The following is a 23618-nucleotide window of genomic DNA, read 5'->3' as shown; positions in this document are numbered from 1 at the left end:
TGAATGAAATAAGCCTATCCATGAGAGAAACTCTCCATGGATAGGCTTTTCTTATTACCTTCCAATCGGCCAGTCGAATGGGACGGAGCCGGGTGGGGAATGTTTTAAAATATCGAATACGGGAATCGTATAGGCGAATAAGATGAGCGCGATTGTGATACCGACCCAGAGATACCAGTTTTCAAGGATTTTAGGTGTCGGCTCGGCATCGGCTTCTTCTTCGGCAATCGGGTATTCTTCAACGCCACGCGGTGCGAAAAAGGCAAGTTGGATGAAGAGGTAAACCATGAGTAAAATACCGATGAAGAGAATCGAACCGCCAATCGCTTGTGCGAGTTGGTAGTGCACCCACATCTGTACTTGTTCGCCACCCGCATAACTGGAGAAATTCGAACGTCGCGGTCCGCCGAGTAACCCTTGGATATGCATGGCACCTGACATGATGGCCATCCCGATCGTCCAAATGAATGTCTGGATGATCCCGAGCTTATTCAACTTCGGCGTGAGCCTTCTCCCTGTCAAATGAGGGACGAGCCAATAAGTGATTCCGAAAAATGTCAAGATGACTGTCGTTGCCGCTGTCAAATGGAAATGGCCTGTTACCCAAATCGTATTATGGATGAGCGCATTCATTTGGTGGGAGGCGTTGACAATTCCGCCTGCTCCGCCTGGTATGAAAGCAACCATTCCGATGAATGGGGCAAGAAAACGTACATCTTTCCAAGGCAGTTTTTTAAACCAGCCGAACAAACTTGTATAGCCTTTTTTACGCCCTGTTGTTTCGAATGTTGCGAAGATCGAAAACGCCGTCATCAAAGTTGGAATAACAACCATAAATGTTAATACGACTTGGATGAATTTCCACGTAGGATCGATCCCAGGCTCCGTTAATTGATGGTGGAAGCCGACTGGAATTGAAAACATTAACAATAAAATGAAAGACATTCTTGCTAGTGAATCACTGAATAATTTTCCACCAATAATCCTTGGAATCAATGCATACCATGCCATATAGGCAGGGAGTAGCCAGAAGTAGACGAGCGGATGTCCGAAATACCAGAATAATGTACGGCTCATCAAAACATTAATCGTTTCCACATAGCCAAGAGACCATGGGATGAACTGGATCAGAACGGATGATGCTACCCCAAGTGAGGCGATGAACCACATGAGCATATTGATCGTCACCATGAAAGCGAGCAATGGTGATTTCTGCCCTTTATGTGCTTTTTTCCACACATAGAGCTGGCGGAAGTTGACGAATGCTGCAATCCAGCTACCAATGATGACGAGTGCGAGACCGATATAAAAGGCTGGATGTGCCCGTAATGGTGCATAAAATGTGTATAATACGGATGCTTCACCGACTAGGATCGTCACCGCAGTCATAATCGTTCCGACGATCATGACCCAGAAAGAAAGCCAAGCGACTTTTAGTTGCTTATCGGAAATACCGACTGTTTTTCCCATGAGCGAAAATTGAAAGCCGATGATGAAATATGTAGTAAGAACGAGCCCAAGAATGACTCCGTGAACGGTCAAAATCGTATAATAATCAATATTGAAAGGAAGTGTATATTTCCCGGAACGGACGAGTGTCTGCAACAGTCCCATCAAACCGCCGATAAATAAAGAAATAAATGTTACATACATAAAAGCCATATATAGACGAGCTTCCTTTTTAGAAAACAGCAATCGATTGTTTGCAATCATTATTCATACACCTCCACTGTGCCGAACATCATATGGTGACCGATTCCACAGTATTCATTACAAACGACTGTGAATTCACCGGTATTTTTCATGACTGTTTCAAAACGGCTAATATGTCCGGGTTCCACCATCATATTGATATTCGTACCTGCAACCTGGAAGCCGTGTACAACGTCCTTTGTTGTGATTTGATAAAGGACAGTGGAACCTTTGGGTACACGGATTGTTTTGACAGCATTTCCGTTTTCATCTGTCCCGAAGTCATAGTTGAATGCCGAGGCGACGATATTGACGATATATTTACCATCTGCCACTTCATGGAGACCCAAATTTTCAGGTTTGAATGCCTCATGTGCTTCGATGTTTTGCGGGTCGATCGTTTCGATATGGCTTTGAGGATGTGTTCCTTTCCAAAATGCGGCAAAGCCGATAATAGCTAAAAAAAGTGCGAGAGAACCCATTCCGAAAATGAGCCATATCTTTTCGTATTTATGCAGATGCATAGGTTTACCTCCTAAAAATAGTGTTATCTTGAAAGAAACAGTGCGTAAAGTGCGAACCAGGAGATGAGTATGAAGACACCCAACAACATGACTGCGATAAAAGTCCCTTTCAAACTGATGGGAGCTCCTTTTTGTTTAGATTGGTGTGGGTCCAGTTTTCCTTTTGTCATCGTTACACCTCCTCTTCTCGTGAAGTGAATGTCGCTTATCTTTATCATAATCCGATGGTGAAATAGTGGAATTAGGGGAATCCCTATGCCTTTCGAAGCAGGGCATTATGTCACGATTTGTTCACGTACACTTCATCATTTCGTCAAATCATTTCAATTGTTTTCGGAACCTATCCGGCATACATTGAAGGAATGCAATACAATACGGATTTGATAGAGAAAAGTTTTTTGAAATACGTCAAAGTTGACCATACTGTCTGTGGAAATTACAATTAGACAGTGGCAAAATCTAATGGAAAGTCGGTTGATTGATATGGAAAATTTGAAACTTTTAAAAGTTGAAAGCCCTGAAAAAGGTGCGGAGCATGTTTTCCGGATCATTAAAGAAGAGCTTGAAAATGGACGTCTCCATGTATTAGGTCTAGCTACAGGGAGTACGATGATTCCTGTTTACAAAGAATGGGCAGCATCGGATCTTGATTTTTCGGATGTCACTTCGTTCAATCTGGATGAATACGTCGGACTTTCTGCATCGAATCCGAATAGCTATGCTTACTTTATGGAAAATCATTTGTTTGCGAAAAAGAAATTTAAAGAAACACATATTCCGAATGGCACAGCGCCTGATTTGGATAAAGAATGTGCAGACTACGAGGCGTTGCTGTTGAAGCATCCTCTGGATATTCAACTTTTGGGGACTGGCGAAAACGGTCATATTGCCTTTAACGAGCCGGGAACACCTTTCGATTCTGTTACACATGTAGCTCAATTGACAGAGTCTACGCTAGGCGTGAACAGCCAGTATTTTGAAAATGATGAAAAGATTCCAGAGACTGCTATCTCAATGGGGATCACCTCCATTTTACGCGCGAAAAAACTGATCCTGCTTGCCTTTGGTGAAAAAAAACGTGCTGCGATTGAGAAGTTGTTGGAAGGGAACGTATCAACAGAATGGACGATTACTGCATTGCTTGAGCATGATGATGTGATTGTCATTACAGATTTGGATGTATAAGGAAATCAATTACGCCTTGGCGTAACTGCGTCCAGATATTGAATTGAGCAAAGCTCAATTAACTCCTTTCAAAATCTGTGACATCCGCCGGAGGCTTGGGCCTGCACGATGCAGGTCATGCAGGCGTTGCCACAGGACGTGGCGACCCTAGCCTGCGTTCCTCTATCGTTCAGCGGGCGTCTGAATATCCGATGAACAGGAAAACCAAACCGCATTCATCTCGCCATCTACAGAGGTGGGAGTCTTCTGTAGCTGACACTTCGCTTTCAGTACAAAAAGATTTGCTGAATGAAGATAAAGAAACCGCAACCCTTTAATGGGGTGCGGTTTTTGTATGGAGAAAAAGCCTAGTTCTTCTATTTAAAATGGTTAGGGTTGATCGAATCCCTCGGCATATAGTTCTTCTTGCATGAGAAGATGGATGGTGTCATCCATCTGTTCACCTGAGGTAGGAAGCGTCGACAAGTCGCGTAGGAGAGGGTTGCTCATTTTTTTCGAGTTTTTCATCTTTTGTTTTGGATGTTCGGACATGTGCAGTTTTTCACGATGTTGGAGCGGCTCATAATCACCAGCTGCATGGTCAAGTTGCGGATTTCGATGATAGGCTTTCCAGTCTGTCTCCGTGGAAGAGTTTGAATGACCATTCGTCGACCATTCGCCATTTTTCGCTTTAGCGGGAACTTCATGAAGTCTCTTCTTATCCTTTCTCAATCCATCTGGTTCCTGTTTCATGATGCGTGCACCTCCATTGAAGATAGTCCTTTCTATTAAATACCCTATCTATTGAACATTAAACCTCAAAAACAGACAAGTATATTTCAAATATGCAATTTATTGCGATTCATGTAATATCGTTGTTACACAACTGTAATATAATGTAGGTTTATAACATGTTAAGGTTAATAAAGAGAAAAAAGAGAGAAATTATACCAATGGGGGAACATATGAAACTGCTATTTTCGTTGAAAAAAACACTACCAATTATGGCGATGGCCATTCTATTATTCGTCGCACCTTTCGCGGGACAAGCTGAAGCATCCAAATCGGACTCAATCATTGAGACGGCAACAAGCCTAAAAGGGATCAAATATCGTTATGGTGGTACGACAACTAGCGGTTTTGATTGCTCAGGTTACGTCAATTACGTTTTTAACCAACATGATATTAAGCTTCCACGTACATCTTCTGGTATGTACGACTCTGGAACGGCTGTCAATAAATCCGACTTGGAAACCGGAGACCTTGTATTTTTCAATACATCAGGTAAAGGAGTTTCCCATGTGGGAATTTACATAGGAAATGGTGAATTTGCACACGCTTCGACATCCAAAGGCGTGCGTGTCGATAAAGTGGACGACCCTTATTATTGGGGCAAACGTTATGTCGGTGCAAAACGCATCGCAGATGTCAATGCAGTTGCTGTAGCTAACTAAATTCAAAACACTGAGTATCGCGTAGGCGACGCTCGGTGTTTTTTCTTTGTTTATGAAAAAAAGATTGCAAGGAATCCCTTGCAATCTAAAAATCAAGCGTTTTATCCCGCTTTAACGGGCAGTAAGACTCCCACCTTAAGACTTAAGTAAAACGATAAGGATAAGTGGGAGATCAACTGCCAATCGAACAGCGAAGGGTTCGATTGGCCGTATTTCTGCGCCCTTTGCAGAAATTAAGGCACTTACAGGACGCCGTGAACTTAAGTTGCCTTCCTTCAGCGGGTAGTTTGGATATCCGTTAAAGGAAGATAAAAGCCCGATTGGTTCGGGCCAACACGAAGTTGGTCACACAAGCGTTGTCACAGGACGTGACGCTTTTAGCTTGTGTTCCCCTCAATCAGTGGGGGGAAACCTCCACTGATTGAAGTTTCACTTTATTGAGGAACACGGACTGTCCAACGAGTGAAATCCGGTTCCGTTTTTTGGACCATTTCTTTCGGATAGATGAATGTCCATGGTTTCGATGTGTTCGCCTTAACAGATAGCGGACTGAGTGCAAATGAGCCGCGCGCTACGAGGTCACCTGTCGCATCGATCAGTTCCAATGGCAATTTCTCGATGTTGATTTGTTTGGAGTGTCCGTTACGGATGAAGACGGATGCTGCGATACTGCCGTCCTCTTGTTGTTTCACTTGGAATCCGCTAATATTCACTTCACGTGGCTTCAATTTCGGAAGACCTTCGACGACTTTCGCTAGACCTTCTTTTTGCTCCGCTGTCAGCCCATCTTCCCACGTTTGTTCCAATTCAAGCTTATGCGGTACCATCGATTGGACATTGAATGCCAGTTTCCAGTTTTCTTTCGGCGGTTCTTCTGCAAAGATATTGTCTTTCGTAAAAGTGAATACCCAAGGACGTGCACTGCGGGCCGGGATATCACCGAGCTCATTCAAATCGAATTCGTCTGAAGCAAGTGTTTTCCCCTCTTCATCGAGCAACATCAATTCAACGGAGCCGACTGAAATTTCTTGGTCGAGTGATGAACGGAAAAATGCTTTGACAAGCCAGCTACCATTTGCCGGTTCCACATCGATATCGATCCCTGAGAGGGAGATCTGATTCGGTTTTAGCGGTTCAAGTTCGTTGGAAAGGAAGCGAAAAACATATTCCTGCTCCTGTGGAACTTCCCAACTCGGATGAAGGGAGAGCGTCGTCTCCACTTCGTCCGTTTCAGTGGATTTGTCTATGCCTTCGATGATTTCTTCTGAACCAATTGTACTATCCGATCCAGTCTTTTCAGCTTTCTGGAAAAATGAAAATAGTTTCATGCTTATTGGACCTCCTGTTGTTCTGTTATAAGTTTCATAAAGCCAATCACTTCAGAAGCGATGTTGCGGCGGAGTTTCTGGTAATGGCGACCAAATAATTCAAGCCCCTCACGCTGATAAATCCGCATCGGGTCTTCCTGTCCATAAGAGCGGAGTCCGATCCCTTCTTTTAGACGCGTCATCACTTCCAAATGTTTGACCCACATCGTGTCGATATAAGACAGCATCACTTGTGGAATCATTTTATTGACACGTTCATTGTCTGCAAACGAATCGATATAGTTCAGCAGATCATCAAGAGGTTCCTTGTAAAACTTCACAATGTCCGCTGTTTTTTCCGCTGTTCGTGGTGCTGAAACAGGCTCTAGAAGAAGGGCATTCATCGTCTGTTCAATCCGACTGAAATCCCAGTTCTCCGGCATTTCATCTTCCGGACAGCTGTCGTAAATGACGAATTCTACCGTTTCGGACAGCATCGTTTTCAATTGGTCGAGTACATCTTCTCCTTCGATGACTTTATCGCGGAGCGCGTAAACGACTTCCCGCTGGTCATTGATGACATCATCGAGTTTCAAATTATATTCCCGCATGGAATAGTGGGCACCTTCAACAATTCGTTGGGTACGTTCTGTCAACTCATCAACTTCCGGGTTGAGAACGAGTCCATTTTCATCTGTCTTCACTTTTTTCAGGAATTTCTCCAAATCGTCCTTGGCGAAACGTTTGAACATATCGTCTTCAAGGGATAGGAAGAAGCGGCTCTCTCCATGGTCCCCTTGTCGACCTGAACGACCGCGTAATTGATTGTCAATCCGACGGTTTTCATGTTTCTCGGTTCCAAGAACGAAAAGTCCGCCGACTTCTTCTACGCCATCTCCTAGAACAATATCGGTCCCGCGCCCTGCCATGTTCGTTGCGACAGTGATTTGTCCGAGTTGTCCGGCTTGGGAAATCAATTCGACTTCCTGCTCAACACTTTTAGCGTTTAACAAATTGTATTTGAGCTTATATTCGTCCAAATATTGAACGACTTTTTCCGATTGCAAAATGGATGTTGTTCCAACGAGGACAGGTTGTCCTTTCTCGTGACGTTCAGCCACTTCTTTAGCCATTGCTTTATATTTTTGATCGATAGTTGCATAGACTTGGTCTGGCGAATCGATCCGTGCACGTGGGCGGTTGGTCGGGATTTGAATGACTTCCATCCCATAGACTTCACGGAATTCTTTTTCTTGTGTTTTCGCTGTTCCTGTCATCCCGCAAAGCTTCGGATACATCCGGAAATAGTTTTGAATGGTGATTTGGGCCTGCGCTTTGTTTTCTTCCGTAATCGGCACGCCTTCTTTCGCTTCGATTGCCTGATGGAGACCGTCGGAAAGCGTACGCCCTTCCATGATCCGCCCCGTGAACATATCGACGAGTTCAATCTTCCCATCCCGTACGATATAATCGACATCCCGTTCGAAAATGACGTGTGCACGTACAGCTTGGATCATGTAATGGTAAAGTGTTTGGTGTTCCAGGTCATATAAGTTGTCCACGCCGAACGCTTTTTCCACTTTTTCTATGCCGGCATCGGTAAGGGAAGTCGCCTTTGTTTCATCATCGAAATCAAAATCGATGCCTTTTTTGAAACGTTTGGCGAGACGTGCTGCAATATGATGAAGATCGGCATCCGCTTGCATTTTACCTGCAACGATAAGCGGCGTTTTCGCTTCATCCACAAGGATACTATCGACTTCATCAATGATGGCAAAATGATAAGGGCGCTGTACGTGTTGCGACTTTTGCTGCGCCATATTATCACGCAAATAGTCAAAACCGAATTCTGTCCCGACGCCGTATGTGATATCTGCCTGATAAGCGGCTTGTTTGGCGGGCCCTTGCATCATCGGCACATTCAGCCCAACAGTAAGTCCTAAAAATCGGTGGATCTGGCCGATTTGCTCATAGTCTCGTTTCGCCAGATAGTCGTTCACCGTGATAACATGGACGCCTTTCCCTTCAAGGGCGCGCACATAGGAGGGAAGGGAAGCGACAAGCGTTTTCCCTTCCCCTGTCGGCATTTCGGCAATATTCCCTTCGGTCAGCACAAGGCCGCCAATGAGCTGCACGTCGAAATGGCGCATACCGAGTACTCGTTTAGAGGCTTCGCGCACGACTGCAAATGCTTCCGGTGTAATCGAGGGGAGTGATTCCCCAGATTGAATCCGCTTTTTAAAAGTGTCTGTCATTGCGATGAGTTGTTCATCGGACAGATCTACGTATGTAGCTTCCAGTTTATTTATTTGTTGAACAATTTTCCGGTATTTCCGGAGTTGTCTTTCGCTCGTCTGAGTTGAACGTTTGAAAATAGATAACATGAATGAACGCTCCTTTTTTCTGATCCATCAAAAGGATCCGTCCTCATTTTATCAAAAAACAGGTGAAATGACTACCATGAGCGGGAACAAAAGCGTAGGGCGCCGCTTAGATGCGACAGGCATAAGGCTATTCGACGTCGTGGTGTTCTTTACCACAGAGTCGAATTGACTTTTGACCCGAGCATCTGGTGCCCGGAGTCTAGACGAGAACTAACATATATAAGGAAGGAAAAGTCGGCGGATAGTGTAGGGAGCAGAGGGAAGGATAAGGGGAAACAAGGAAGCGCAAAAGGATCAATTACGCTTCGGCGTAATTGCGTCCAGATTTTGAATTGAGCAAAACCCACGTCTAGTCTTCGGGCGTCAGGAGCTCGGGACATAAGTTAAAGTTGCTCTGTGGCAAAAGTCGCCACGCCGCATCTTTGCCTTATTCCTGTCGCTCTAGGCAGGCGCCCTACGCTTTTGGAGAATTAACTCCTTTCAAAATCTGTGATATCCGCCGGAGGCTTTATCTTCGTTCAGCAGGCGCTAGAACACTCGCTGAATAGGAAAACAAAACCGCAAACACTCGGAACCAGTAGAAATGGGAGTCTTTTGCTGAATGAAGATAAATTTTTCTCGTAGAGTGCTTTCCTTGACCGAACATGCTATAATACTGTTGGTTTGAAAAATTATTGATTTTCATAAGGGAGGAAGGACATGTTATTCCTAGCAATGGTTGCTGCATTGATTGCATCCATCTTACTTACTCCGCTCGTCATAAAATTAGCGTTTCGGATCGGAGCGGTTGATCGCCCGAACTACCGGAAAGTACATGCGTCTATTATGCCGCGAATCGGCGGCCTTGCTATATTTGGTGCGTTTCTCATTGGTTATTTGGTCTTGCGCCCGGCAGACGAACATGCTGCGGGGATCCTGGTGGGGGCCCTCATTATCGTCATCGTCGGTTTCTTGGATGATATGCTTGAAATTACGGCAAAAGCGAAGCTCGCAGGTCAATTGGCCGCTGCGCTCGTTGTTGTAACATGGGGCGGCTTACAAATCGAGTTCATCAATTTGCCATTTATCGGTCAAATTGACTTTGGATACTTAAGTATCCCGATTACGATTATTTGGATCATCGGGATTACAAATGCCATCAATTTGATTGATGGGTTAGATGGATTGGCTGCAGGTGTTTCGACAATCGCGCTCATTTCGATTTCAGTGATGGCGATGATCATGGGGGACCTTTTCGTTGTGGCAACAGCTGCGATACTTGCAGCAAGTTCACTTGGCTTCCTGTTTTACAATTTCCATCCGGCGAAAATCTTCATGGGAGATACGGGGTCATTATTCCTTGGCTTCATGATTTCCGTTCTTGCCTTATTAGGATTCAAGAACATCGCTGTCGTTTCACTTATCATTCCTGTTATCATACTAGGGGTTCCGATTTCGGATACATTTTTTGCGATTGTCCGTCGGATCCGCCTAAAGCAACCGATTACCGCACCAGACAAGTCACATTTACATCATTGTTTGTTACGGACAGGATTTTCCCATAGACAAACCGTGCTGATCATTTATGGTATTGCGATTTTATTCGGTGTTGCGGCGATCTTGTTTTCACAAGCAACTGTATGGGGAGCGATCTTGCTCATTATCGTTATGTTGATTGCAATTGAATTGTTCGTCGAGATTATTGGCCTTGCCGGGGGCAATTATCGCCCGTTACTCAATCTCGTCCGTATGATCGGCAAGTAATAAGAAGCGAAGGCGTTTAGATTGGTACTCAAGTATCAGGACAAGCAATCGTCTATCTATACTCTTATACTTAATAAATATAAAAGAAAAAGTCCGACGATACACCTGACCTATTCAGGTAGTATGGTCGGACTTTTTTCATTTTATACATGGAAACAAAAAAACTGCTAGAGGCGATTGCCCCCGGCAGTTGCATCAATTGCTGTAAAGACTTTCTGATTCAGCGGCTTTGTCCGTGGTACCCGTCAAGTTTGAACGGCTATCCGTTAAGCTGGAGGAATCCGGAATAAGTCCAAGATGTGCTTTTAACAATTGTCTTGTTTCATATAAATCAGTCTCATCGAGCTTCCAATAATAAATGCCGGTAGACATATCGTCGTAGCCCTTCAAGCTGATCGTATCAACTTGTGGCATACCGCCTTTCGCATAAGCGAAGAATGACTTCATTTCATCGAATGTCATGTCGGTTTTCATATTATCGCCGACCGCTTCGATCATATCGCCATATTTGGTGACGGACTTGACAGAAATCGCTTCTTTCATGATCGCTTGCAAAATCATTTGCTGGCGTTTGCCGCGTTCTACATCCGTATCAAGCTTTCGTGTTCGCGCAAGGGCGAGCGCGTGCTGACCATCCAAATGTTGAAGCCCTTTTTTCAATTGGATGGTGTATTTATCATTTTCGTCTTTTTCGAGTCGATCATAAGGCACTTCCACTTCAATTCCACCAAGTGCATCGACAACATCTATGAAGGCGTTGAAGTTCACTTTCACATAGTAGTCGACCGGCACCTCAAACAACTCCTCGATCGTTTCGATAGTCGCTTGGGTTCCACCGAATGCATGGGCGTGGTTGATTTTATCCCGGTAGCCTACTTTAGGAATATAGACATATGAATCACGTGGAATACTGACAAGTTTCACAGACTTGTTTTTAATATTCAAAGTAGCCATCAAAAGTGCATCGGATCGGCTATTGCCATCCCCCTGATGACGGGTTTCGCTATCATCGATACCGATAAACAGAACGGAGACATTATCATGGGCGGGTTCGACAGCCGTTTCACCACGAATGTCGGATGTCGGACGATCAGGGATCTCCTCATAAGCACGTTCTACAACTTTTTCCGCTTTTTTCTGTAAGGATGCTGCATAGGCTGCGACCATTAGAAATGCAGAAAGTGTCAGCAGGAGCGAAACTTTTAATGCCAAACGCTTGCCCTTCGATTTCTTCCGTTTCTTATAATCTCTTCTTTTCATGCGTCGTTCCTCCGAAATCAGCTAGTAAAAAATTTAAATAGCAGATTATTTAAATGGACTATATCCGTTTGTTTATGTCGAAAAATGTAATCAAACAGTAATAGTTCAAGGCGAAAATAGTACAACTTAGACCATTATACTACCTTTTGCATGAAAGGTACACCGTTTTCAAATGTCGAATTCTAGAAATTCCTTAGCAACCGAATTGATCTGTGCCTGACCGTTTGTTAGCTCGATCATCCATTCGGTAAATGAAGTTACATCCGCTACTGGAACGTACATGAAAAGATCCACCTGATCGGCATAGGTCATTTCTTTTAAAGGATAGACCGATTGTCTTGCTTCGTTTTCGATTTTTCCAAGCCATGTATAGTCGATTGTTACTTTCATGAGATGATGTAACCTTCTCTCGACGACTCCTGTCGCTGCAACCCCTTCCGACGTGGCGCGGCCATACGCACGGATCAGTCCGCCACCGCCTAACTTAATGCCTCCAAAATAGCGTGTCACGACAACAACCGTATCTTTCAACCCTTGTTTTTTCAATACTTCGAGCATCGGCACACCTGCTGTGCCTGATGGTTCGCCGTCGTCATTCGCTTTTTGGATAGAATCATGTTCACCGATCAAATAGGCGGAGCAGTTATGCGTCGCTGTATGATGCATTTTTTTGATCTCCTGAATAAAGTCGAGCGCTTCTTCTTCCGTCTCGGCACGCTTTACATAGGTAAGGAATCGGGACTTTTGGATGACCAATTCACTTTCCCCGTAATTTTTAACTGTAGTATAATCAGCCCGCATTTGCGGCACCTCCATTACTTGTAATACAATTTTAATATTCAAATGTCCCTACAATGCTATAATAAATGAAGTGTGTAAGGAAATCATCCTTCCTGCAACACTTTCTAAGTTGACGGGTGCTACCAGGTTATAGGCGGGAGGGAGTATATTGAAGGAACATACAGTCGATATCCAAACGCTTGAGACGATTTTCAATAACATGGTGCGTGCAATGGATCAATCGAAAAATGATATCTTCATTATAAGTGAACAGAGCCGTGCGAGTCTTGAGGAAATGCAAAACGAGCTTGTCGTTATTAAAGAAGATATTTCCCGGGTAATAACAGAAGGTGATCATCTAGAGGAGTTGACCCGACACGCACGGAAGCGTCTCGCCGATGTTTCGAAAAACTTTATGAAGTATTCGGAAGAGCAAGTGAGAGACGCCTACGAAGTTGCGAATGATTTGCTTGTCCGTTTATCCATCAACCGGATGGAAGAGAAGCAATTGCGTAACAGACGGGATGACTTAGATAGGCGATTGGCGGCTTTGCTCGATACGATTGAAAGAGCGGACCAACTCGTCAATCAAGTCACAACAGTCATTAACTATTTGACATCTGATTTAAAAAATGTGGGAGAAGCACTTGAAACAGCGAGACAAAAACAAGAGTTCGGTATTCGAATCATACAAGCACAGGAGGAAGAACGAAAAAGACTTTCGCGTGATATTCATGACGGACCTGCACAAATGCTGGCAAATGTGCTGATCCGATCCGGGTTGATCGAAAAGACTTATGATGAAAAAGGGCCCGAAATGGCTTTCAAAGAACTGACAGATTTGAAAGGGATGGTCAGAAACGCGCTTTCCGAAGTACGACGCATCATTTATAATCTGCGCCCGATGGCGATTGACGATTTGGGCTTAATACCGACATTGAAAAAGTATTTATCGACAATTGAGGAATATGAAAAGGGTGTTGAGATTCATTTTCGCAGTGCAGGTCAAGAACAGCGCTTCCAATCCGATTTTGAAGTATCTGTCTTTCGACTGGTACAAGAATCTGTATCAAATGCGTTAAAACATGGAAGAGCAGATGATATTTGGGTGAAAGTTGAATGGCTTCGCGATATAATGAACATTATCATCAAAGATAACGGGCAAGGATTTGACCAAAATGAAGTGAAAGATAAGTCATTTGGGTTAATCGGTATGCGAGAGCGGATTGATTTGTTGAAAGGGAATATGACAATCTCTTCGACAATTGGCAATGGAACAACTATCCATTTCCAAATTCCACTTGAAGTAAATAAATAGTAACTAGTTGCAATGGGAGGAAATGATTATGACGAAAATATTGATTGTAGACGATCATCAGCTATTCCGTGAAGGGGTAAAGCGAATTCTTGATTTTGAGGATTCGTTCGAAGTGATTGCAGAAGGTGATGACGGTAGTGAGGTGAATGACCTTTACAGACAGTACCTACCGGATGTTGTATTGATGGATATTAACATGCCACGCATGAATGGCGTCGATGCAACTGCACAGCTCGTTAAAGAATACCCGGATGCAAAAGTGATCATGTTATCCATTCATGATGATGAATCTTATGTATCCCATGCGTTGAAAACGGGAGCTCTTGGCTATATGCTCAAAGAGATGGATGCAGATGCCATTGTTCAAGCCATCAAAGTTGTTGCGGCAGGCGGTTCTTATCTCCATCCGAAAGTGACGCATAATTTAGTGAGTGAATTCCGTCGCTTAAGTGAGCGGGAACATAAAGGATCATTCCAACAAAATGATATTCGCCGTCCTTTCCATTTGCTGACAAAGCGTGAATGTGAAGTATTACAGCTGTTGACGGATGGACAAAGTAACCGGACAATCGGAGAGACTTTGTTTATTTCCGAAAAGACGGTTAAAAACCACGTCTCCAGCATTTTGCAAAAAATGGCTGTCAATGACCGGACACAAGCAGTTGTCACTGCGATTAAAAATGGTTGGGTCGAAGTGAAGTAAACAATATTGAAATTTATCCATAAAAGGGAAGGCCTTCCGTCTGGAGCGGCCTTTTTCTTTGGTATCATTAACGTCTAGTCTTCGGGCGCCCTACGCTTTTGTTTAAAGGAGGAAAAGAAGTGAAAAAATGGTTTGTTTTTTGTCTGGTAGTCGTAATGATGTTACTTGCCGCATGCAACAAAGAGGAGGGAGCGGCTTCTCAGCATGGCTCTGTCAATGATGGAGAATCGGTGAACGGACACGGTGCAATCGATCATGGAGTGGATGACAAAAAAGTCGGATTCAATGTGACGGGGGATTCGATTGAGGAAGCGGCTAATGTGCCTGCGGAAGAAAAAGACCGGATTCTAGAAGTGTTCAATGTGTATATCGATGCGTTTAACGACAAAGATATCGATCGGTATATCGAAACACTTTCAGAGCGGACGGAAAGTTTTAATAAGGAACAGGAACAGGTCGATTTGGAAGACTATTTTAGCCAGTATGATATTCAACGTGAAGTGACCGATGTGACCATCGTGAAATACGAGGAAGAAGAAGCGCAAGTGTTTGCGAAGCTTGCAACATCCATGAAACAATTATCGACAGGTTTGGAAACGAATCCGACAGGCAGACAAGTGACTGTACTGACGAAAGAGGATGGAGAATGGAAAATTGCATCGGTGCATTATATCGGAGATGACATCAGTAAATAAGGAAACAAAAGCTTCCGGCTCAGTGCAGCTGGAAGCTTTTTTAACTTGATTCAGCAGAAGTCCTCCACTTCCATAAGTGGCTGGACGATTACCAGATGCAGATCAGAGGGAGTTTAAACGCTCTGCTGATTAGAGGAACTCAGGCTAAGGTCGCTGCGTCCTGAATGAAAATGCCTTAATTTCTGCAAAAAAACGCAGAAATTAAGGCCAATCAAACCCTTCGCTGTTTGATTGGCAACGCCTGAGTGACCAACATCCTGTTGGCCTAAGCCTCCGGCGGATGTCACAGATTTTGAAAGGAGTTAATTGCGCTTATCAAAGTGCCTTAATTTCTGCAAAAAACGCAGAAATACGGCAAATCGAACCCTTTGCTGTTCGATTCGCAATTCAAAATCTGGACGCAATTACGCCGGGGCGTAATTGATTAGGTCGGCTAGTTCTCATACAACTGTCCAGCTTCCGAAATTTGGATGGTTGATTTTCTTGAAAGAGAGGCATACAATAGGTATACGAACATGGGTTCTGTATGAGGGAGGTATGGAAATGCGTTTAATCCCACCAGAGGCGTTGCCGTACTTTGAGAACATGATCTATTTGCCGATGGTTCTTACTATTTTGGAACGGGATCGGGAATTAGTTGAAAAGGGCCCCTTCAAATTGAAGGGCCCCTATGTCAAGCTGATCGATGGAGCAGTGAAGCATGCGCGTGCCGAGTTGAAGCAAACGAAACTTTATTTGCAGCGCCATCATATGAAGGTGATACGCAATAAGATGGATGATACATTTACGGAGTATTTATTCATCCATGGAGGCTATGAGGATTATAGGCGCTATTTGAATGTCCGACTACGCAATCGTACGGAGGAATTGCTAAACATGTACTTCGCGATGATTGAAAGCGAAGTCAGTCGTTAAAGGAATCCTCAAAATCCCGGTATGGGGCTGGTCGAGTCAATTGTCTTTGCTTTTTCAAAAAGTCTTTTTCAAGAATAGCGGCAAAGGCGAATTGCCTGTACATCGTCGTAGCGGAAACGTTCACTTGCTGAGACCGCCCGTTGTCTAAATGGATGATGCTATTTAAACGATGGGGCTCTATATTTTCAATTGCATGGTAGGAGACCCAGGAATTTAATTCGGCGTTCGGAGACATGGTAGGGAGAAAAATGTAGGGTATTCCGAAATCGTGAGCAATGATGATCGGTGCTTTGTGCCGATTTCCAAGGGCTAGCTTTGCTATGTTTGTCGAATTCATGAGCGAACCACCATAAAAGTTGCAAGACTTCCTGACGACGTGAAGTGGCTTCCTTGGAATGATAAATTCTCCATTCCTTTCAATGACCCGTGTGGCGATTTTGTTACCCGTGATGACAGGTTGTAACATTAACGTGTCGAAAGATATAATATAATCTCCAGCTCTTGTCTTTTTATTCAATTTAATATCCCCCTTTTTAATGTAAAATACACTATAAGTCCTATTATAGGAAAAATTAAGAAAAAAGCAATAGATTATGTAGATAATTAAGACTATTACAAAAGTTAGAATTAGAAACATTTTTAACGGGAGCATAGGATGTTTGGAATGGAAGCTAAAAAGGGAAGAAATGAATAGAAAAGCCCTCCGCTCACATTCGAGGGAAGGCTTTAGGTAATTAAAAAAATTGTTAAAGGGTTTCGTTTGCTTGATAATCGATAGCGGCAGCCCCTAAAGTTTTAGCTGCAAGCAGCATAGCCTTTTCATCAAAGTCAAATTTCGGATGATGATGTGGGTAAGGCTGGGCAGTCATCGCGCCTGTAAAGAAAAATGTCCCAGGCACTTTTTCAAGGTAATAGGCAAAATCTTCTCCGCCCATTTGTGGAATGGATTCCACAACACGTTGCGCTTCCGGTACGCTTTCCGCCACCGTTTTCAAAAATTCCGTTTCAGCGGCATGGTTGACAACAGCCGGATAACCACGGTGGTAGGAGAACTCGATTGTACAATTATGAGCGAGCGCAGTACCATCTACTACACGTTTCATCTCTACTTCCATCAGGTCACGAATTTCTGGATTGAATGTTCGAACAGTACCACCTAAAGTTGCAGTGTCCGCGATGATGTTAAATGCATTTTCCGCAACGAACGAACCGATAGACAGCACCGCTGAGTCGATCGGGTTGACGCGACGAGAAACGAGTTGCTGTAAATTCATGACAAGTTGTGAAGCGATCACAATCGCATCCTTCGTCTCATGAGGAGATGCACCGTGACCGCCAGCCCCTTGGACTTTGATAGAGAAACGATCCGCGGCAGCCATAATAGGGCCTGTCAAATATTCAATCGTTCCTGCAGGCGTCATCGACCAAAGATGTGTACCGAAAATGGCATCGACGCCATCGAGGCAGCCATCTTCAATCATTGAAATCGCCCCACCTGGCGCAAATTCTTCCGCGTGCTGATGGATAAATACGTACTCGCCGGCAAGATCTTCCCGCAATTCATGGATAGCCTTTGCAACTTGAAGAAGAGTCGCTGTATGCCCATCGTGACCGCAAGCATGCATGACCCCAGGAATGGTCGATTTGTAAGGGACTTCTTTCTCGTCTTGAATCGGTAATGCATCAAAATCGGCACGCAGGGCAACCGTTTTACCAGGTCTACCGCCTTTCACACGAGCGACAACCCCATTGCCGCCTACACCCGCACGGACTTCGATACCAAGATCTGCGTAAAAATCATGAATATATTGTGCAGTTTTCACTTCTTTAAAGGATAATTCGGGATGCATATGGAGATGACGTCGAATGACGACCATATCTTCATACGCGCTATCTAATTTCTCAAATAATTGTTGTTTCATTGGTACTTCCCCTCTCGAAATAACAGTGGTGTTAATTTTTCTATTATAACAAATATCCGAAAAGGGGGCAAAGCACCGCAAAATCAAAAAGCGTGACTGATAGAGTCACGCCTCGTCATCCTTTACCTTCGAAATATAAGTCGTTTTGGAAGGGGTACCTGAGAAAATATGGAGCGTGCTGTTCGCGCCTGTTTGGGTGGGGGCCGTCAAAAAGTGATCGAAGGATGAAGCGTTTTTCCACATGGTGTAAAACTGGTTGCCAGACCATTCCGTTAAGAAGATATACGTATCGGAATCGCGTGGACGCAACAAACGGAAAGCGATGAACCCAGGTTCTACATCGAGCGTATTCGCACGCTCTTTAACGCGATGTTCGAAAACGGGGCGTCCTTCATCCGCAACAGGAATATGATGAAAGACAAAATAGCCATTTTCTTCGAAGTCACCGGCAGAAGCGACCACTTCAAAGCGACGCGGTGTTTGGAACACCGTTTTGCCATTCGTTTCATGCAAGAGGACGGTCGTGCTTTCCCCATGTAACATAACCATCTGTTCACGTGCGTGTTTTGCTCTCAATTTTTCCATGAATTCGGTTGTACCGGACGTCATAAAAATGTTCAATTCCAAAACCTCCTTCAATACTTATCATCCTATTTTCCCTGATGTAACAAGTTAAAACAATCCATGACAAACTGGTGTCGATATCATGAAGAAAGGGAGCACAATTTTATGACAAAAAGGGCGAAACGCTATACATTGCAAGGCAAAACGTCTATATTGAGTACGGATAAGTAACACGTGATAACGATTATATATGAAAGTGGGAATAGACGATATGACAACATTCAACGATACACTTCTACGCGCGGCAAGAGGTGAAAAAATCGAACATACACCGGTTTGGTACATGCGACAAGCAGGGCGTTCACAACCTGAGTATTTGAAAATCAAGGAAAAGTATTCCCTTGAAGAAATTACACACCAACCCGAGTTGTGTGCATATGTCACAAAGCTTCCGGTCGACCAATATAACGTAGACGCGGCCATACTTTATAAAGATATTGTCACTCCGCTTCCGGGATTAGGAATCGATGTAAAAATCAAAGCAGGTGTAGGCCCAGTCATCTCCAATCCAGTCCGTACTGTTCAAGATGTCCATAATCTTGGCGAGTTATCACCCGAAGATGATATTCCGTTCGTTCTCGAAACGATTAAAATGCTGACACAGGAGCAACTGAACGTTCCGCTTATCGGCTTTGCAGGAGCTCCATTCACGCTCGCAAGCTATATGATCGAAGGCGGCCCTTCGAAAAGCTATAACTTGACGAAATCATTCATGGTGTCCGAGCCAGAAGCATGGTTTGCGCTGATGGACAAGTTGGCGGATATGACGATTACGTACATTACTGCGCAAGTTAAGGCAGGTGCGAAAGCAATCCAGATCTTTGATTCGTGGGTAGGGGCTTTGAACGTTTCCGATTACCGAATCTTCATCAAGCCGGTCATGACACGCATTTTCACTGAGTTGCGTAAATTGAACGTTCCACTCATTACATTTGGTGTCGGTGCGAGTCACTTGGCAAATGAGTGGCATGATCTGCCAGTTGACGTTGTTGGTCTTGACTGGCGTCTGTCCATCAAGGAAGCGGAAGAGCGCGGATTGACAAAACCGTTGCAAGGAAACCTTGACCCGTCCTTGCTCCTTGCAGATTGGCACATCATCGAAGAACGTGCAAAAGTGATCATCGAGCAAGGCGTCGAGCATGGTAGCCATATCTTCAACCTTGGACACGGCGTATTCCCGCAAGTGAAACCGGCCACACTGAAAAAGTTAACAGAACTAATTCATACTTATAGTTCACAATTGCGTAAGTGATTTATCTTCATTCAGCAAATGTTTTTGTACTGTAAGCGAAGCGTCAGGTACAGAAGACTCCCACCTCTATAGGTGGCGGGCTGAATGCGGTTTTGTTTTCCTGTTCAGCGTGTCTCCAAACGCCAGCTGAACGATAGAGGAACGCAGGCTAGGGTCGCCACGTCCTGTGGCAACGCCTGCATGACCTGCATCATGCAGGCCCAAGCCTCCGGCGGATGTCACAGATTTTGAAAGGAGTTAAAGAAGGCAGTCTAAGTGCGCGACGTCCTGTCGCATCGACTGCATGACCTACATCCTGTAGGCCTCAAGCTCGATTCAAAATCTGGACGCAATTACGCCGAGGCGTAATTGATTGATTCAAACGAAGAGGTGAATAGAATGACAAAAAAAACAATGGGATTATTAGTAATGGCGTATGGTACGCCGTACAAAGAAGAGGATATCGAACCGTACTATACACATATTCGGCACGGGCGTCCGCCGGCACCGGAGCAATTGGAAGATTTGCGTAACCGTTACGAAGCGATCGGCGGTATATCTCCGCTTGCACGCATTACCGAAGACCAAGCGAATGCGCTTTGCAACCGTCTGAATGAAGTGCAAGACGATATCGAATTCAAAGTGTATATCGGGTTAAAACATATTACACCATTCATCGAAGACGCAGTGGAAAAAATGCACCAGGATGGCATCGAAGAAGCGGTATCGATTGTTTTGGCACCGCATTTCTCCACCTTTTCCGTCAAATCCTATAACGGACGTGCAAAAGAGGAAGCGGATAAGTATGGCATTGCGATCACATCGGTCGAAAGCTGGTACAAACAACCGAAATTCATCGATTATTGGGCAGGTAAAGTGCGTAGCACATTCGATAGCATGAGCGACGAAGAGCGGGCAGCAGCATGTCTTATCGTATCGGCACACTCCTTGCCTGAAAAGATTTTGGCAAACGGTGACCCGTATGCAGATCAGTTGAAAGAGACGGCAGATTTGATTGCAGAAGCAGCTGGTGTGAAAAACTACGAAGTCGGCTGGCAAAGTGAAGGGCAGACGCCTGAACCATGGCTTGGTCCGGATGTACAGGATTTGACACGCAACTTGCATACTGAAAAAGGCTATCAAGCATTTGTCTACACACCGGTCGGCTTTGTGTCCGATCATCTTGAAGTACTGTACGACAATGATTATGAATGTAAAGTCGTCTGTGACGATATTGGTGCTGCTTATTATCGTCCGGAGATGCCGAACATCAATCCGTTATTTGTGGACGCCATGGTGGACGCAGTATTCGATAAAATGAAGGAAGCCTAAAAATGACAGAAGAAAGTGATGATGGACATGGAAAGACGAAACAAAAAAGTCGTCATCGTGGGCGGAGGGATCACCGGCCTCTCTGCGGCGTTCTACATGCAGAAAGAAGCGCGTGAGAAAGGACTTCCGCTCGATGTCACCCTTGTCGAAGCGGCAAATCGGCTCGGTGGAAAAATCCAGACGGTCCGGCGAGACGGTTTTGTCATCGAGCGTGGTCCGGATTCATTTCTCATAAGGAAAAAAAGCATGGGCATTTTGGCGGAGGATGTCGGGGTTGCCGAAGAACTCGTCCGGAATGCGACCGGACAAGCCTATGTGCTAGTCAATGGCGAGCTCCATCCGATTCCGGGAGGATCCATCATGGGTGTCCCGACAGAAATCGGCCCTTTCTTAAAAACAGGCTTATTTTCGTTGGCAGGGAAATTGCGGGCGGCAGGCGATTTTGTACTACCGCGCTCATCCATTCAAGGGGACCAATCATTGGGCGGTTTTTTCCGTCGCCGTTTCGGTGGAGAAGTCGTTGAAAATCTAATTGAACCGCTGTTATCAGGCGTCTACGCAGGCGATATTGACCATATGAGCTTGGAGTCGACATTTCCGCAATTCTACGAAGTAGAAAAGAAGCATCGAAGTCTCATACTTGGCATGAAAAAGTCGACACCGAAAAAATTGCCGCAGAAGAACAGTCATAGCTCGAAAAAGGAAGGGGTCTTCCATACATTCCGGAACGGCCTTGAAACACTCGTCGAAGCAGTGGAACAAAAACTCGAACCGGGTTCGGTCATGAAAGGTGTCCGGGTTGAAGCGATCAAAGAGCCTGCGACTCCAGACGGAAAGACCATCCTCGAATTGAATGGCGGACAACAACTGGAAGCGGACGCAGTTATCTTAACCACAGGCCATGAAATGGCGGGGCGCTTATTTGCGCCTTATGGATTGCTACAAGATTTGCGAGCAATCCCGACTACATCAGTGGCGACAGTTGCTTTAGCGTTTCCAGAAGAAGCGGTCGTACAGGATCGAGAAGGAACAGGCTTCCTTGTCTCCAGAAGCAGTGATTATTCCATTACAGCCTGCACATGGACGCATCGGAAATGGCCAACAACAACACCGGAAGGTAAAATTCTTTTGCGTGCATTCGTGGGCCGGGTAGGCGACGAAGCCATTGTCGACTTATCCGATGCGGAAATCGAAAAGATCGTCCTCGCAGACCTCAACAAAATCATGACGATCAAAGGAAAACCTGATTTTACCATTATCACTCGCTGGAAAGAAGACCGTCCGCAATACCGGGTCGGTCACAAACAGCGGATTGCAGATGCCCGTGAAGAACTGAAAGCGCGTTTCCCGCAAGTCAAACTGGCTGGTGCTTCCTACAACGGCGTCGGTTTACCCGACTGCATCGACCAGGGGAGAGCTGCAGTCAATGAAGTGCTAGAAGATCTATTTGAGTGATCGAAACAACAGCCTCCATTCCATTGTGAATGGGGCTTTTTTTGCCGTCAAGAAAAGTAGGAGCCCCGATCGATGAAGAAGTTTTGATTTTTACATCCGGGCGTATTACGCTTTTATTCTAGTTCAAAAAACCTATTCTCGAAGAACAATGAAAAGAATGAGGAAAATGGGGGTATAAGACTTATAAAAGAGAAATCGTGAAAAGAGGATACAAGATGAAAAAACTTGCATGTGTACTAATATGTGCAGCTTTATGGTTGACGGGATGCGGGAAGGATGATGGGCCGATGCCGGAAGACGAATTTCTTGTCATTGCACATCGCGGAGCGTCGGCATATGTACCGGAAAATACATTGGCTTCTTATGAGTTGGCAAAAGATCTGGATTCCGATTATATTGAATTGGATATTCATCTGACGAAAGACGGAGAACTGGTTGTCATGCATGACCAAGATGTCGAGAGTACGATGAATGCCAGTGGCAAAATTAGCGAATTCACATTGGATGAATTAAAAAAGCTGTCAAAAACATCCCGCTATAAGGATGACAAAGGGATGGCCGCAAAAGGACATGCAGAAATGTATGCAGTGCCGGCACTGCGCGAAGTGTTTGATCAATTCGGAGATCGTATGAATTTCATCATCGAACTAAAGAATCCGGAAGACTATCCAGGAATTGAAGAAAAGTTGATGGAGCTATTGGAGGCGGCTGATATGATTGGAGCGGATGGAGATGGACATCCGAAAGCCGTTATTCAATCGTTTAGTGAAGAAGGGCTTGAAAAGATACATGCGTTGAATCCGAAAATCCCGCTGTTAAGACTGATCTCTTTCGAGGACGGCGAAGAAGCGCAGTTAACCGCAGAGGAAATAGAGAAATTACAAACTTACGCGGCGGGAATCGGCGTCAGTTATGAGGCTTTAACAGAGCCGTTTATCAGCTATATGCAGCAAGAAGGGCTCGTTGTGTATGCATATACGGTGAATGATCAAGAAACAGCGCTCACCATGAAGAACCTCGGCGCAAACGGCATTCATACAGACCGTCCCGATATTCTGGAAAAATAAAAGTGAACGCAACCCCGAATCCCGGCTCTCTACGAGGAGTCCGACATT

General features: G+C 44.7%; 22 protein-coding genes. 11 read left to right on the top strand and 11 right to left on the bottom strand.

What is annotated here, in order from left to right; translation table 11 throughout:
- Positions 1–54: 54 nt before the first annotated feature.
- The 3 genes from ACFPRA_RS07910 to ACFPRA_RS07900 are packed head-to-tail and all read right to left on the bottom strand — an operon-like array spanning position 55 to position 2386.
- On the bottom strand, positions 55–1713 hold the full coding sequence (locus ACFPRA_RS07910; protein WP_381432406.1) for a b(o/a)3-type cytochrome-c oxidase subunit 1: 1659 nt from the start codon (positions 1711–1713) through the stop codon (positions 55–57).
- Entirely contained in the window at positions 1713–2216 is a 504-nt protein-coding gene (locus ACFPRA_RS07905; protein WP_381432404.1) for a cytochrome c oxidase subunit II, read from the bottom strand. The genes ACFPRA_RS07910 and ACFPRA_RS07905 overlap by 1 nt, the downstream gene beginning before the upstream one ends.
- Before the next feature lie 23 nt (positions 2217–2239).
- On the bottom strand, positions 2240–2386 hold the full coding sequence (locus ACFPRA_RS07900; protein ID WP_381432402.1) for a cytochrome c oxidase subunit 2A: 147 nt from the start codon (positions 2384–2386) through the stop codon (positions 2240–2242).
- Positions 2387–2708: 322 nt separating this feature from the next.
- Between ACFPRA_RS07900 and ACFPRA_RS07895 the strand changes: the two genes are divergently transcribed.
- Positions 2709–3401, top strand: a complete 693-nt coding sequence (locus ACFPRA_RS07895; protein ID WP_381434811.1) for a glucosamine-6-phosphate deaminase — start codon at positions 2709–2711, stop codon at positions 3399–3401.
- Positions 3402–3770: 369 nt separating this feature from the next.
- Here ACFPRA_RS07895 and ACFPRA_RS07890 read toward each other — a convergent pair whose 3' ends face one another.
- Positions 3771–4133: a hypothetical protein gene (locus tag ACFPRA_RS07890; RefSeq protein WP_381432399.1), complete on the bottom strand. Its 363-nt coding sequence runs from the start codon at positions 4131–4133 to the stop codon at positions 3771–3773.
- A gap of 212 nt (positions 4134–4345) precedes the next feature.
- On the opposite strand from ACFPRA_RS07890, the gene ACFPRA_RS07885 reads away from it, so the two are divergent.
- On the top strand, positions 4346–4834 hold the full coding sequence (locus ACFPRA_RS07885; protein ID WP_381432397.1) for a C40 family peptidase: 489 nt from the start codon (positions 4346–4348) through the stop codon (positions 4832–4834).
- Between the two features lie 434 nt (positions 4835–5268).
- On the opposite strand, the gene ACFPRA_RS07880 is transcribed toward ACFPRA_RS07885, so the two are convergent.
- A complete protein-coding gene (locus ACFPRA_RS07880) occupies positions 5269–6162 on the bottom strand; it encodes an accessory Sec system S-layer assembly protein (protein ID WP_381432395.1) in 894 nt (297 codons plus the stop codon).
- A gap of 2 nt (positions 6163–6164) precedes the next feature.
- Complete coding sequence (gene secA2, locus ACFPRA_RS07875) at positions 6165–8525, bottom strand: accessory Sec system translocase SecA2 (protein WP_381432393.1); 2361 nt, start codon at positions 8523–8525, stop codon at positions 6165–6167.
- A gap of 699 nt (positions 8526–9224) precedes the next feature.
- Between secA2 and ACFPRA_RS07870 the strand changes: the two genes are divergently transcribed.
- Entirely contained in the window at positions 9225–10268 is a 1044-nt protein-coding gene (locus ACFPRA_RS07870) for a glycosyltransferase family 4 protein (RefSeq protein WP_381432391.1), read from the top strand.
- Positions 10269–10463: 195 nt separating this feature from the next.
- Here ACFPRA_RS07870 and ACFPRA_RS07865 read toward each other — a convergent pair whose 3' ends face one another.
- Both ACFPRA_RS07865 and ACFPRA_RS07860 read right to left on the bottom strand, forming a co-directional pair.
- Entirely contained in the window at positions 10464–11528 is a 1065-nt protein-coding gene (locus ACFPRA_RS07865) for an LCP family protein (protein ID WP_381432389.1), read from the bottom strand.
- Between the two features lie 168 nt (positions 11529–11696).
- The gene (locus ACFPRA_RS07860) at positions 11697–12329 is read right to left on the bottom strand and encodes a YigZ family protein (RefSeq protein WP_381432387.1); all 633 of its coding nucleotides are present in this window, start codon (positions 12327–12329) and stop codon (positions 11697–11699) included.
- Positions 12330–12474: 145 nt separating this feature from the next.
- Between ACFPRA_RS07860 and ACFPRA_RS07855 the strand changes: the two genes are divergently transcribed.
- The 4 genes from ACFPRA_RS07855 (at position 12475) to ACFPRA_RS07840 (ending at position 15939) form a co-directional block, all read left to right on the top strand.
- A complete protein-coding gene (locus ACFPRA_RS07855; protein ID WP_381434807.1) occupies positions 12475–13626 on the top strand; it encodes a sensor histidine kinase in 1152 nt (383 codons plus the stop codon).
- A gap of 28 nt (positions 13627–13654) precedes the next feature.
- Positions 13655–14329, top strand: a complete 675-nt coding sequence (locus ACFPRA_RS07850) for a response regulator transcription factor (RefSeq protein WP_239389139.1) — start codon at positions 13655–13657, stop codon at positions 14327–14329.
- Between the two features lie 119 nt (positions 14330–14448).
- A complete protein-coding gene (locus tag ACFPRA_RS07845; RefSeq protein WP_381432385.1) occupies positions 14449–15024 on the top strand; it encodes a nuclear transport factor 2 family protein in 576 nt (191 codons plus the stop codon).
- Between the two features lie 543 nt (positions 15025–15567).
- Positions 15568–15939 carry a YhjD family protein gene (locus ACFPRA_RS07840; protein ID WP_381432383.1) on the top strand — a complete coding sequence of 124 codons (372 nt, stop codon included), beginning with the start codon at positions 15568–15570 and terminating at the stop codon, positions 15937–15939.
- Here ACFPRA_RS07840 and ACFPRA_RS07835 read toward each other — a convergent pair.
- The 3 genes from ACFPRA_RS07835 to ACFPRA_RS07825 form a co-directional block, all read right to left on the bottom strand.
- Positions 15929–16456, bottom strand: a complete 528-nt coding sequence (locus ACFPRA_RS07835) for a competence protein ComK (protein ID WP_381432381.1) — start codon at positions 16454–16456, stop codon at positions 15929–15931. The genes ACFPRA_RS07840 and ACFPRA_RS07835 overlap by 11 nt on opposite strands.
- A gap of 229 nt (positions 16457–16685) precedes the next feature.
- Entirely contained in the window at positions 16686–17861 is a 1176-nt protein-coding gene (locus ACFPRA_RS07830; protein ID WP_381432379.1) for a M20 metallopeptidase family protein, read from the bottom strand.
- Positions 17862–17966: 105 nt separating this feature from the next.
- Positions 17967–18482 carry an antibiotic biosynthesis monooxygenase family protein gene (locus ACFPRA_RS07825; protein WP_381432377.1) on the bottom strand — a complete coding sequence of 172 codons (516 nt, stop codon included), beginning with the start codon at positions 18480–18482 and terminating at the stop codon, positions 17967–17969.
- 214 nt (positions 18483–18696) lie between these two features.
- On the opposite strand from ACFPRA_RS07825, the gene hemE reads away from it, so the two are divergent.
- The 4 genes from hemE (at position 18697) to ACFPRA_RS07805 (ending at position 23570) form a co-directional block, all read left to right on the top strand.
- Complete coding sequence (gene hemE, locus ACFPRA_RS07820; protein ID WP_381432375.1) at positions 18697–19737, top strand: uroporphyrinogen decarboxylase; 1041 nt, start codon at positions 18697–18699, stop codon at positions 19735–19737.
- A 378-nt stretch (positions 19738–20115) separates the two neighbouring features.
- Positions 20116–21048 (top strand): ferrochelatase, encoded by a 933-nt coding sequence (hemH, locus tag ACFPRA_RS07815; RefSeq protein ID WP_381432374.1) that lies wholly within the window; start codon positions 20116–20118, stop codon positions 21046–21048.
- 27 nt (positions 21049–21075) lie between these two features.
- Complete coding sequence (hemY, locus tag ACFPRA_RS07810; protein WP_381434804.1) at positions 21076–22503, top strand: protoporphyrinogen oxidase; 1428 nt, start codon at positions 21076–21078, stop codon at positions 22501–22503.
- A 215-nt stretch (positions 22504–22718) separates the two neighbouring features.
- Complete coding sequence (locus ACFPRA_RS07805) at positions 22719–23570, top strand: glycerophosphodiester phosphodiesterase family protein (RefSeq protein ID WP_381432372.1); 852 nt, start codon at positions 22719–22721, stop codon at positions 23568–23570.
- Positions 23571–23618 lie beyond the last annotated feature (48 nt).

The organism is Sporosarcina soli, from assembly GCF_042655805.1.
GTDB lineage: Bacteria > Bacillota > Bacilli > Bacillales_A > Planococcaceae > Sporosarcina > Sporosarcina soli.
The sequence above is the reverse complement of the archived record's forward strand: the minus strand, read 5'-3'. Positions and strand labels throughout refer to the sequence as shown.